The sequence below is a fragment of the Bordetella genomosp. 13 genome (assembly GCF_002119665.1).
In the GTDB taxonomy this organism is placed as follows: domain Bacteria; phylum Pseudomonadota; class Gammaproteobacteria; order Burkholderiales; family Burkholderiaceae_B; genus Bordetella.
In genome coordinates this window covers 5,163,767-5,176,086 of sequence record NZ_CP021111.1, presented here as the reverse complement: position 1 = coordinate 5,176,086, position 12,320 = coordinate 5,163,767, and the positions used below count along the sequence as shown (strand labels likewise).

The 12,320-nt window shown below is 56.0% G+C and carries 9 protein-coding genes; 7 read left to right on the top strand and 2 right to left on the bottom strand.

Features of this window, described 5'->3' with window-relative positions; genetic code table 11:
• Positions 1-98 precede the first annotated feature (98 nt).
• From CAL15_RS23370 to CAL15_RS23360, 3 genes are all read left to right on the top strand, one after another.
• Positions 99-1,298, top strand: a complete 1,200-nt coding sequence (locus CAL15_RS23370; protein WP_086080693.1) for an MFS transporter — start codon at positions 99-101, stop codon at positions 1,296-1,298.
• Positions 1,299-1,589: 291 nt separating this feature from the next.
• Positions 1,590-2,102 (top strand): single-stranded DNA-binding protein, encoded by a 513-nt coding sequence (ssb, locus tag CAL15_RS23365; protein ID WP_086080692.1) that lies wholly within the window; start codon positions 1,590-1,592, stop codon positions 2,100-2,102.
• 257 nt (positions 2,103-2,359) lie between these two features.
• Complete coding sequence (locus CAL15_RS23360; protein WP_086080691.1) at positions 2,360-4,120, top strand: Eco57I restriction-modification methylase domain-containing protein; 1,761 nt, start codon at positions 2,360-2,362, stop codon at positions 4,118-4,120.
• A gap of 625 nt (positions 4,121-4,745) precedes the next feature.
• On the opposite strand, the gene CAL15_RS24480 is transcribed toward CAL15_RS23360, so the two are convergent.
• Together CAL15_RS24480 and CAL15_RS23355 are read right to left on the bottom strand one after the other, a co-directional pair.
• Positions 4,746-5,402 carry a hypothetical protein gene (locus CAL15_RS24480; RefSeq protein WP_157666726.1) on the bottom strand — a complete coding sequence of 219 codons (657 nt, stop codon included), beginning with the start codon at positions 5,400-5,402 and terminating at the stop codon, positions 4,746-4,748.
• Positions 5,402-7,612 carry a sensor histidine kinase gene (locus CAL15_RS23355; RefSeq protein WP_086080690.1) on the bottom strand — a complete coding sequence of 737 codons (2,211 nt, stop codon included), beginning with the start codon at positions 7,610-7,612 and terminating at the stop codon, positions 5,402-5,404. The genes CAL15_RS24480 and CAL15_RS23355 overlap by 1 nt, the downstream gene beginning before the upstream one ends.
• Positions 7,613-7,935: 323 nt before the next feature.
• Between CAL15_RS23355 and CAL15_RS24870 the strand changes: the two genes are divergently transcribed.
• The 4 genes from CAL15_RS24870 (at position 7,936) to CAL15_RS23330 (ending at position 12,265) form a co-directional block, all read left to right on the top strand.
• Complete coding sequence (locus CAL15_RS24870; protein WP_086080689.1) at positions 7,936-8,106, top strand: transposase; 171 nt, start codon at positions 7,936-7,938, stop codon at positions 8,104-8,106.
• Between the two features lie 1,169 nt (positions 8,107-9,275).
• The gene (locus tag CAL15_RS24475; RefSeq protein WP_198299107.1) at positions 9,276-9,674 is read left to right on the top strand and encodes an AAA family ATPase; all 399 of its coding nucleotides are present in this window, start codon (positions 9,276-9,278) and stop codon (positions 9,672-9,674) included.
• Entirely contained in the window at positions 9,619-10,653 is a 1,035-nt protein-coding gene (locus CAL15_RS23340; RefSeq protein WP_332455553.1) for an ATP-dependent nuclease, read from the top strand. The genes CAL15_RS24475 and CAL15_RS23340 overlap by 56 nt, the downstream gene beginning before the upstream one ends.
• 1,144 nt (positions 10,654-11,797) lie before the next feature.
• The gene (locus tag CAL15_RS23330; RefSeq protein ID WP_086080687.1) at positions 11,798-12,265 is read left to right on the top strand and encodes a YaiI/YqxD family protein; all 468 of its coding nucleotides are present in this window, start codon (positions 11,798-11,800) and stop codon (positions 12,263-12,265) included.
• Positions 12,266-12,320: the final 55 nt, after the last annotated feature.

Sequence of the window (12,320 nt, the reverse complement as noted above, 5' to 3'; positions counted from 1 at the left end):
CGCGTGCAAGGGGCGGGCCTCGTCCGGAGTCGGCGGCGCGCCTGCCCATGCCGGCTGGCGCGCTGCCGCAGGCACCCGCATAACTACAAATTGACCGCATGCCGGCCGTCCCCAAGCTGAAACTGACCCCATCCGAGCGCCGCGCCAGCGTGGCGCTGGCCGGCCTGTTCGCCTGTCGCATGCTGGGGTTGTTTCTGCTGCTGCCCGTGTTCGCCGTGGCGGCGCGTGGGCTTCCCGGCGGAGAGGACCCGGCACGCGTCGGCCTGGCCCTGGGCATGTATGGCCTGACCCAGGCCGTGATGCAGATTCCGTTCGGCCTGGCTTCCGACCGCTGGGGGCGCCGCCCCGTGGTGCTGTTCGGCCTGCTGTTGTTCGTGGCCGGCAGCGTGGTGTGCGCGCTGGCGGACGACGTGTTCTGGATCACCATCGGCCGCGCCATACAGGGCGCCGGCGCCATCTCAGCGGCCGTCACGGCCTGGCTGGCCGATTCCACGCGCGACGAGGTGCGCACCCGTGCTATGGCCATGGTGGGCGGATCCATCGGGCTGTCGTTCGCGCTGTCGCTGATATTGGGGCCGCTGCTGGTGGGCTGGTGGGGCCTGCCGGGATTGTTCTGGACCATCGCCTGCCTGGGCGTGGCCAGTATCGCCGTGGCGCGCTGGGTCGTGCCCGTGGTGCCGCTGGGATCGTCGCGCAACATGCGCGCCGAGCGCCCGGGGGCGGTGCTGCTGCATGGCGACCTGCTGCGGCTGAACTTCGGCGTGTACTGCCTGCACTTCATCCAGGTGTCGTTGTTCGTCGTGTCGCCGGCCTTGCTGGCGCAGGCGGGCGGGCTGGCCACGCAGGAACTGTGGAAGGTGTACCTGCCCATCATCCTGGTGTCTTTCGTGCTGATGGTGCCGGTGGTGTTCGTGGCCGAGAAGCGACGCGCGCATCGCGGGGCGCTGCTGTGGTGCGTGGCCGGGTTGGCGGCCGTGTGTGCGCTGCTGCCCGCGGCGTCGCATGGGTTCTACCCGCTGGCGGTGGGGCTGACCGGGTTCTTCGTGGCGTTCAACGTGCTGGAGGCGCTGCAGCCTTCGCTGGTGTCGCGCATGGCGCCGGCGGCGTACAAGGGGCTGGCGCTGGGGTACTACAACACTGCGCAGGCGGCGGGGTTGTTTAGCGGCGGGGCGTTGGGCGGGTGGATGGCTTCGCAGGCGGGGGCGGCGGGAGTGTTCTGGCTGGCGGCGGGGTTGGCGGTTGCTTGGTTGGTGGTGGGGTGGGGGATGAAGGCGGTGGGGGCGAAAGTGGAGCAGTAGGGTGGTGCGTGCTGTGGCTGGTTGCGGCTGCGGCTGTGCGTCGGCGGGCGTTGCTGCTGGCTCGGCACCGTGTGATCCGGCCCTTTGAGGCGTGATGGTTTGGGCACGGTGGCCGTTTGAGGTTGCCCGGCTTATCGCCGATAATGACGCTCAATCAGGGCTTCTTTAGTGCGCCGGTCTTCGTTTCCGCAGACCGGCGTGTTTCATGAAGCAGGTCTTAGGAACATCTTAGTTGTTGTTGTACACCCCGCCGCGCCCGCGGCCGGGTGGCCAATACACAGGGGTATCGGCATGGCATCGGTCAATAAAGTCATCATCGTCGGCAACCTGGGTCGCGACCCAGAAGTGCGCTACAGCCCGGACGGCGCGGCCATCTGCAACGTCTCCATCGCAACCACCTCGCAGTGGAAGGACAAGGCGTCGGGCGAGAAGCGGGAAGAAACGGAGTGGCACCGGGTCGTCATGTACAACCGGCTGGCTGAGATCGCCGGCGAGTACCTGCGCAAGGGCCGGTCGGTGTATATCGAAGGGCGCTTGAAGACGCGCAAGTGGCAGGATAAGGATACGGGTGCGGACCGCTACAGCACCGAGATCGTCGCTGACCAGATGCAGATGCTGGGTGGGCGTGAAGGTGGCGGTGAGGGCGGCTACGGTGGAGGCGGCGGGTTCGAGGAAGGCGGTGCGCCGCGTCAGCAGCGGGCTGCGCCGGCTTCGCGTCCGGCTCCGCAGAGGCCGGCGGCGCCCGCGGCTGCGCCGGCGGGTGGAGCTAATTTGGCGGATATGGATGACGATATTCCGTTTTGATCTCGTAGATACCACTAAGCGGCGGCGCTGCTGTATATAGTGCTGTGCTGTATCGTGGTTGGCCGGCCTTTCCTCTATGCAAAGGACCGCGGTCACGAAGTCTAGACGTTGCGATTGCTCGATTGGTTACTTAGCATGCTCAACGAATAAACCGGCGCTGTGCCGACGGTGAAAAGAAGGCTGTCAACGAATGAAGGGTCCACGCAAAATAAGCACTAATTGCTCTGGCGTTTGACAATCAAAATAACACATTCCGGATGATGGTGATCCCTGCTGCTCGTTTAAAGTTTCGCCGACAAGTTAGTAGACTTCGAACCTTCGCAAGCAGCCAGCCGAAAAATCCGCGACGATTAGTACTCGCCATACTGTATCTCTGGTGTGAGAAGCGCTTTCCTCTTCTTCTGCCTGATAAGGTGCCGTTTGCGTGCGTGGCACTAATAAAGGATAAGGCTGTACGCGAGTTCGTTGATTGGCTATTGGAGCAGCCATTCAATGAGGCCGCGTTTTGGCTGGCCAGCGCGTATGCGCTGTGGGTGGGTGAAACGGCACAGGCTCAACAGGCGCTGTTCTTTACGCCACCTATGATGGCAGAGCGCGTAATCGATAACCTTCTCAAGCATGGGGCGTCGCTTACCGGGCACCATTGGCATGACCCTGCATGTGGAGGTGCCGCCTTTCTAGTGCCTATAGCGCAGCGCATGACGAAAGAGCTGACGAATGCCGGAGTCAGTCCAAAAAAACAGATAGAGAGGATCGAAAAAAACCTTTCGGGTAATGATCTAGACCCATTGCTGCTCCAGCTATCAAGCACCTTCCTTGGAATGTCACTTTATCCTTTGATTGAAGCGACCGGTGTTAAGCCACAAATTCGACTGTGTTGCGGTGATGGGCTAACTGCTTCAAGCCTGCGTAGTCTCAAGCCCCATGTCCTCGCCTTGAATCCGCCGTACCGAAAGCTAAAGCGGTCGGAGGTAACCCGTTATCGCCCTCTGCATAGTGATGTGATTGACGGGCAGCCGAACGTTTATGGGCTTTTCATGAATAGAGCTCTCCAACTCGTAGCGGAAGGTGGCCTAATCGGCTTGCTTACTCCGACCAGCTTTTTGTCCGGTCGATCGTTCATGCTTCTGCGCGAGAAGTTACTTGCGAGTTGCGACGCGCTACAAATCGATATGCTGAGCGACAGAAAATCGGTCTTCATGAACGTGGAGCAAGAGACCGCGGTTACCATTCTTAAGGTGAGGGATAATCGTCGTCCGACAAAATCTGCCACCGAGATAAACTTGCTGGAAAGCGGGGGCAAGTTTACGGTAGTGGGACACCTTGCCATGCCTTCCTACGGTAATCCGTGGCCTATACCTAGATCCGCAGAGGATGCGCAGTGGATAACGTTGGTAAGCACAAGCCGGTCGAGAATCGGCGACTACGGATATCAGGCTACCATAGGCAGTCTGGTCGCATATCGAGACAAGAGGACTAGGCTAGCCGTGTCCCCGTCCGAGATAGACGCCGGTTTAGTTCTGCCACTTATTTGGGCGACCGATATTTCTCCAGAAGGGACATTTGTGCATGGACGAACGGCGGGGCATCGAAGTGCTGAACGTTTTGTTCAATTGCAAAACCGATCAGAAAACTGCATCATCAGAGGGCAGGCAGTAATTCTCCAGCGCCTGACCTCAAGCGATCAGCGCAGCCGACTGGTGGCGGCGTCGGTGCCAAACGAGTTCCTCAAACAACATGGGGGCTTCGTCTGCGAAAATCACGTCATAGTGCTTAGGGCCGTTCGCGACGATGCTCTAGACTCTAACTTGTTGGCAGCCTTGCTAAACACACGTTGCGTCAATCAAGTCTTTCGCGCTATATCAGGGTCGAGCAATGTCTCTATCTTTGAACTCGACCGACTCCCCTTGCCCCATCCAGTATCCTTCATAGCTAGTCTTTCAGATGCTGCGAGTATGGAGGAAGCGGTGAGGGCCGCTTATGAGAAGAATAGGAGCGCAACCAGCCGCCGGGCCTAGATAAGTCACCTTAGCTGATCGCTAGCGTAAGGGCGAGCTGTCGCATATCGCAATGTGAGTTTATTTATATCCAACAGAACCTTTATTACGTCGTCTTTGAGTTCGGTCGGAATCTTGCTTTCCTCCAGTAAACTCGTCATTGACTCATGAAATCGCGCAATACGCGCAAACAATTGCGTCAGCTTCCGTATAGCTACCATTTGCGGGCGATTCAGGTGCAGCCGCTCGACTATGTATCGGCCCAAGATTCCCGAGCCGCTCACCTCGCCGGTTGACTCGTCGATCGTCAAGAAGCTGCCATAGTCAACCTGAGAAGGGTCGGGATATGCGGGATGTGAAAGATCCCCTTGAAGGTGATCCGCCGGCCAATCATCGCTTTTGAAAACGTTGCAGATTCCGCAAGCGTAAAAAAGGTTCAGATAGTCGTTGCGAAGTCTCGGAAATAGTGACTGAGGTCTGTAATGCTCGACGTGGAAGTTTCGGATCCCTCCGAATCGACTCTCAGGTATACAGCAGTAAACGCACTGAAGTCGCCCCTCGCGTGCAAGTAATGGTTTCCATGAACGATAGTCGCCAGATGTGGGAACAGGGGACTGCGTTTTGTCTATTCGTCGCCAAGTCATTGTCATTGCTGACCTTGAAGAATTCTATCCAACAGCTGCTCTGATTTATTCGCTAACAAACGCCCTTCCGCGATCAAATCGGACACGACGAGGTCAGAATCGCCAGTGAATGGGAGCCCGAGAAGTTGTCTAATGCTAGCTAGGGTGCTTTGTTCTTCTGGAGATAGATTACCGTGCGCTGCCTTTAAGGTCAGAGTATTTAACCTTTCTAAATGGCGATGCATTGCCTCCTGGAATCGAGAAGCTGCTCGCTTTATCCTATTTGTATACATCTCCGGCTTTTGTAGGATCAAGTCCCTCTCGATTAGATCTTCAAATTCTGCTTCCTTAGCCACAAGGTCGGAAGCGATGCCAAAGGTGGTCACGATGTAGACTGGAAAGTCGGGTAAAGCATCGCGTAGACACTCGATTACATCATGGCCATAGTATGAGATGTGGGCGCCGGTTTCAGGGTTCTTCCGTTCGCCAAGCTGCTCGTCAAGTAGCAGCGCGCATACGTCATGCTCGAGAATAAAAGAGGCGTACGCCCGGATTTCGTCGAGTGGGAATATATCAATGACTTCGATCTCAGTGCCGTCTGGGAGATTTAGTTCGATTAACTCACGTAAGTCAGATCTCACGTCGTTCCGGTCGTCGACAATTAGAATTTTCAGAGTCATTAAACCCCTCCTGGAAACCAGGCGCTGAACTGCGCTCCACCGAGCGGACCTTTTGGTTTTACGCTTACCTCTCCTCCGAGCTCTTCGACGGCGGATTTAACAATCGCGAGGCCGAGCCCTGTTCCTGTTGCTCTTCCTCTAGCGTCTGTTTTGGTAGAAAACAGCGGTTCCCAAATACTTTCCGTGAACTCGGCCGGAATGCCGTCACCGTTGTCCGATACGCTAAGATCGAACCCGGCTCGTTGCCCGACCTTTCGTTCAGATAGTTTGACGCGAATGACCCGATCGCCTTGATGACGCTTCACTTCGTGATAAGCGTTGGTCACAAAATTAATTAGCACCGCCTCGACGTCCATTGGAAACGTCCGAGCCTCAACGTCTAAGCTGATAATTCTCTTAAGCTCCACATCACTACTGCTCATAGGCCCTTCCAGTTCATTCAATATCTCCTCTACGAGCTTCGAGACTGATATTTTTCGCTTTTGGCGTTTATCTTTATTGACTCTACTAAGCGAGAACTTCCCCCAACTCGCTATGCGGTCCATATAACCGCTCGCGTCGTTGAGGCGCTCGGAGATGCGGGGGATGTCGGGCGGAGTTTTTGCGATAAGTTGGCGTGCAATCCGGACCTTGGTGCCTGCCTGAATAATGGAAGTGGACGTCTCGTGGCCGAAGATCGCGGACGCTATTCCTACCGTAGCTAAGCCGCGAAAAACCGTATTCTGATCCGCTAATTCTTCTATGTCTCTCTGCGTCGCCTGGGCCTGCTGGATTACCTGGCTTATTTGCTCTGCAACTGCTGCGAACTCATGGCGTAGATCGTCACCGACCTTCCCTTGAAGTTCGGATAGCTCTACTGTCAATGATGAAAGGTTGCCTGTTAGACTCTTCACTGAGGCTTTAGCTCGTCCCGCTTTAGTCCCCGGCCGCGGATTTTCCTTGTTTATCTCATGGTATTTAGATTCAATGAGGTTTATGCAGCGCATCAGTACGGTTTTTAACTGTCTAAATGCATCATTCTCGATGAGTCCCTCTCTTGAGGAGCTGTCTATGAGCTCAGGGCTCGTGTCGCGACCGGCAAATACCACGCCCACAAGTTGATTCGGACCAATCTTGAAGCTGCTTCTTCTTGCGCCGGCAGGGTCACTTATCTTCCGCTCCCCGAGTCCTAGCCAATCAGCTTCTCCACTAGCGGGATCGCCATATGGTTTAACTCTTACCATATCGCGATATATACGGACACCCGCGTTTCGATCTAGATATGCCCGTAGCTGGCTTAACTTCAGTCCGGTTCCTTCCAGCAGATCTGCCCGCCTGACAAAGTAGGACAACCGTATTTTCACTTCCCCTAGTTGATACGATTCTTTGCCTTTCTTCTTGGGTACGTCCGCCGCCATGGACTCCCAGGTAATAGTTCTTGCGACGGTTTTTCGCTTACTTCGATTCCCGGGAGAAAAGTGCTGAATTCTATAGGAAAGCAGTCCTTCTTTATTCAAGGCCGCCGACAGTTCGATCTCTCCTTTCGCGCTGCCGCCAAACTGAATTGTTCCGTTATATTCGACGTCAATGTTATTGGAGAGTCGAATTAGGAACGTCTTTGCAAGGCTGGAGTACGGCGGAAGTAGAAGCGAGAGCTCTTTATATAGTTTGGCTATATCAGCGGCCGTCCATTCTTGTCGTAGCTCACTGATTATGAGTTCGGTCCCGTACCCCTGGACTGTCCCGATACGGCGTTTGGGTACTTTAGGATTGGAATTGGATAATGGCGGAAGCTGTATCTCTCCGATTTCCTTTCCGGGTTGCTCGAACTTGGTCCAATCAATTTGAATGCCGGTAGCTCGGGCCCCTCTACGCCTAGTACGTAGCTCTAGTATCGATCCGAGGCGATCAGCAGACAGTCGTCCAATACCTTTTTCACCAGTCTTCCTGCGCCCGAACTGTGCGGAAGTTTTATTCTCGACCTTCTCAGAAAATCCGATCCTCAGCCAGGCGTTTTCAATGTCGCTATCCGACATGCCGTGTCCATTGTCCGAAATTCGGACTTGGCCGTGGCCGTCCGCGCTGGACATGATCGATAGCTCTACTGTGTCTGCATCAGCGTCATAAGCGTTTTTGATCAATTCGACCACGGCGGTCGTGTGATCCTTAATGCTATTACGCCCGAGCGTTAGGACTGCTTTCGCATCGACACGAAAAACCTTACCGGCCATGAACGCTCCGTTGCAACAAGTTAGCCGCCGGCGGCATAGTCCGCGAGGCGTTATACACGGTCAATTCTAGACGTAAATTGTTGCGCAGGTAAGGGGCGGAGCTCGTGGGATTCGCCAAGACGGCGTCAGGCCGGTTTGCGTGTGGAGAGGTGTCACGCGATGTCGTAAGCTCCCCACTGCGTAGACATCAGCCAGTGGTATGTCGGAGCTCCAAGAGTCGGAGCCTCCCTTGAAGAAAAGCAGGTTTACAGAAAGCCAAATCGTTGCGGTGTTGACGGAAGGCGAGACGGGAGTTCCGGCCGCCGAGCTGCCCAAAGCACGGTATCAGCAACGCCACGTATTACCAGTGGAAGAGCAACTACTCGGGCGGGCAGGTGTCCGAGCTGCAACGGCTGCGTGAGCTGGAAGCGGAGGACGCTAAGCTCAAGCGAATGTACGCCGATCTTGCCCTGGAGAGTTCGGCGATCAAGGATGTTCTGAACCGAAAATCCTGACGCTGTCGGCCAGGCGCGAGGTGGTCGAGCTGCTGGTGCAAGCCCGCTTGTTGATCACGCGTGCCTGTCGCATAGCAGGCCTGGCGCGCGCGGCGTACTACACGCGGCCAGCCTCCGCATCTGAGCGAGATGCCGATGTGACCGAAACGCTCAATGCCATCGCCAGCCGGCATGGGCGCTGGGGATTTTGGAGGCGCTCTACCCTGTTGTGGGTCGATGGCCGCTGCTGGAACAAAAAGCGTGGCCGATGGTAATCCCCCGTGGGCTCAAGCGCGGCTCGCCATGATCCGAGCCAGGTCTGTACATACTGCACTAAACGTTCAAAATCCTGCGCGCTGTTTGCCATCCTGAAGCGCCGATGCTCACCGCTGGCCAGTCCGATCAGCACAGCTTTCATCGCTTACCCCCATCAATGGCAAAGGTGTGGTTTGGTCCTAGTATCTATAGCGTCAGCCATCTCGGCGTCCTCCTCAGGTCCTAGAGAAACCCTAGGATGCCTGTCGCCTTGGTTGGCTGACGGTCATTCTGCACTTACTACGGCAGCGAGTTCGTCTCCAGAGCCATGGACAAACGGGTCTACGAGAACAAAGTGGAAATCGATTTCAGTCGCCCCGGAAAACCAGCCGATAACGCGCGGTGCGATCCTTCAATGGGCGGTTCCGTCAGGAGTGACAGGCATTGCTTCTTGTCATTTGCCGATGCTCAAGGAGAGAATCGGCGCCTGGCGGACGTACTATATCGGGGTTCGTCCCACTCTGCGCTGAAGTGCCAGGCACTTGGCGAGTACGCGCGCCAGCACTTGGCCGACAGCCAGAATGCCAACCTCAATGGGCCGGAAATCTCTGATCCGGACTAAGTCGGGGTTAGGGTCATATCGGCCAAAATCAGTCAGTGGCCAGCCTTGTCCGATTCATCCTGAACGCTCGTTCAGTTGACCTTTCATCGCTAAACCGCGTTGGAATGTCCGAATATTTCAGTTACAGTTGAGACTCCGGTGCACTTGCCGAAGGACGGTTCCCGTTCTCTCGGTCATGTCGAGGCGGCTGGAGCGGCAAAAGGCACATTCGGGATTGTCTAGAACGACGATCCAGCTGGTTCTGGCCATCCAGCGATCTGCTTTCTATACACGCCCTCGCGGCTGCGCACTTCCTTTATGTCGGATCATGGCAATGGCACTCAATTCCATAGGCATTCTCGGCTATCGCGGCTTCAAAAATCGGGGAGTAGTGACTTTCTCCGTGCCAAATGGCAAAGAAGGCAGTGGGCTCACCATCATTACTGGAGCCAACAATGCAGGCAAGTCCTCCATTCTGGAGTGCCTGAGAGCGCGCAATGGCGATGAAGCTCCAAGTTTCTCCGCCGGCGCCCGACATGCTGCTATCGGACTGGTCGAGATCGATTACGTCTTTGGAGATGCCAAGGAATCCATCCACTCGCTTCGCAGAGGATCCAGCGAGACCAAACGCATTGGAAACAAGGCCAAAGAGCGAATATTCGTACTCCCATCACGACGTGCGTTCAATCCTTATTTCAGTAAGAGCACCTATTTCACGGCTTCAGCACATTGAAACCTCAGTGTTGCCAGCACAACGCAGCCCGATGCTCAACGGCTTCGAGTTCCGACTGTTCAACATCCTGAGCGATGAAGCCAAACTGGCGGCCTTCAATTCGCACCTCTCCGAGGTACTCGGATTCATCCCGAATTGGTCGATCGACCAATCTGAGCAGGGGCAACACTTTCTCAAGTTCTTCTCTGCCGATAACGCTCACTCGAGCGACGGCATGGGCGAAGGCATCGTCAGCATCTTTGCCATCGTCGATTCGCTGTATGACTCGATCGAGGATGACGTCGTCGTAATCGACGAGCCTGAGCTTTCATTGCATCCTGCCCTGCAAAAACGTTTAGCGCAATTGATCCGGAACCTCTCTAGAGATCGGCAAATCGTGATCTCCACTCATTCCCCATACTTTGTTGATCTGGAAGCACTGAGAAATGGCGCAGGCCTAATTCGGGTCCTCGCCGGTGCCAATGGAACTGAAGTTCATCAGCTCGGCCCGACGGCACTTGGGTCAATCAAGACGTTGTCAGCCGGCAATGTGTACAACCCGTACGTGTTTGGGCTTGATGCACGCGAGCTGTTTTTCCAGGAGGATGGGTTGATCCTTGTCGAGGGTCAGGAAGACGTGGTTCTGTTGCCCGAGATTGCCGATCAACTTGGCAAGAACATGCCAGGTGCATTCTTTGGGTGGGGCGCCGGCGGCGCCGGTAATATCAAGCGCCTTTGTCAGATTTTGAGTGAACTCGGGTTTGCACGGGTTGCTGCGGTGTTTGATGGGGACAAGGCTGCCAACGCTGATGAGCTTAGAGCCCTCTTCCCTAGCTACTTTTTCTGCACACTTCCTGCTGACGACGTTAGGACAAAGCCTGCGCGCCCCGCCACGAGAGCCAAAGATGGAAATCTGGACAGCGAACTCGGCGTTCGGCCGGAGTATGTGGATAGCATGGCGGCCATCTTGGACTCATTGCGGGCCTACATGGAGGGGTAGTCCAAAGCAGCCGGTCGACGCCGACAGCGCCGAAGCGACTCACGAATTGGAACGACCGGCGGCGAGCTTACCCAAATGACCAAGTCAAACCGGTTCCAACGTTGATCACGCAAGACACAGCGTTTCTCATTCGTAATACGAGAACAGATCTCCGGCCTCCTATTTCCCAGCACCGGGCGTCTGCTTTGGATCGACAGCGACCCATCATCGACGGCGCGCTCGCGGCAAAGAGCGGACGAGAGCGACGGTATATCCGCGCCTAAATTTCCACCACGCGATACTCCATAGGCAATTGCGTATTCTTGCGGATGTACGTCCGAAGCACCTTTCCGCCACGTACCGGTCAACCCAGATGTTCAACCTCTACGAAACGTTGCGAATAGAGCGGTGGATGCATAGATGATCGACATTGGGACAACAGACTTCTACTTTGCAGTACCTAACCTCACGAAGCGTCAGCTTGAGCGGTACTCTTTGTACCTCTTTGATCGCTGGGAGCAGAGCGTTGAAGACAATCTCCCTGTTCCGGACTACTCTCTCTCGCTCGAAGTTGAAGAGGGCTCGATCAAAGGCAAGGGGAGAATTGCTGTAGCATTGGGCGCCCTTTCTCGGAATCGGACAATACGGCTCCTTCATTTCTGGCCTGCAAATCATCAGGGATCAAGTTGTCACTGTAAGCGATATTCTTGCGAAAACAGCGGAGCAGCAACTTGGGCGCGACCTCGAGCAGTCAAGAATACGAAAGCGTAGCGGGGCCCTAGGCGCTTTGCAGCGCTTGTTTGTGAAAGTTCAGCGCGGAGAGATGACTCCGGAGCAGGCTACAAACGAGGCCGAAGTGTTGATTGGTGACGATGCGAAAGAGTCGCCTGAGTTCATGGCGAGGTTGAGTCAGTCCTTGGCAGAGGCGCCCCGATTTCACGAACAAGTTCCGCTTCCTCTTGACAGCACCGAGGAGATCCCGATCGGTGATCGACCTCATCGTGATCGGCGCACCCCGCGACCGAATGCTCCACTTTGGCCGGTGTCATCCCACCTCCGTGTTGAGGTTTGGCGGGAGTCGAAAAAGGATAAAAAGAACTTCCGTACCATTAGTGTCTAATTGACTAGCTCCATAAAGAAACCGGCTCACACCTGAACATCCACCATGCACATCTGGGTCGACGCCGACGCCTGTCCCGCAGTCATCAAGGACATCCTGTTCCGTGCCGCGCAGCGTTGGCAGGTCCCTCTCACCCTGGTAGCCAACCAGATGCTCCGCACGCCACCATCCCCTCTGATCAAATCCATCCAAGTCCCGCGCGGCTTTGACGTGGCCGACGCCCACATCGCGCAGCATGCCAATGCAGGCGACCTAGTCATCACCGGCGACATTCCACTAGCCGCCGACGTGCTGGCCAAGGGCGCGATGGCATTGAATCCGCGCGGCGAGCGCTATTCGCCGGAGACCATCCGCGAACGGCTTGCCGTGCGCGACATGATGGAAGAGCTGCGCGCCAGCGGCGTGGAGACGGGTGGGCCGAACTCGTTCAGCCAGGCCGACCGCAAGGCCTTCGCCAATCAGCTGGATACTCTGCTGGCTCGGCATGCGCGATTGGCCAAGCCTTCTCCGTAGCACACAGGTCGAACCGGAAGCGCTACACAAAAGCCAAGTAGAAAGCACTACACAG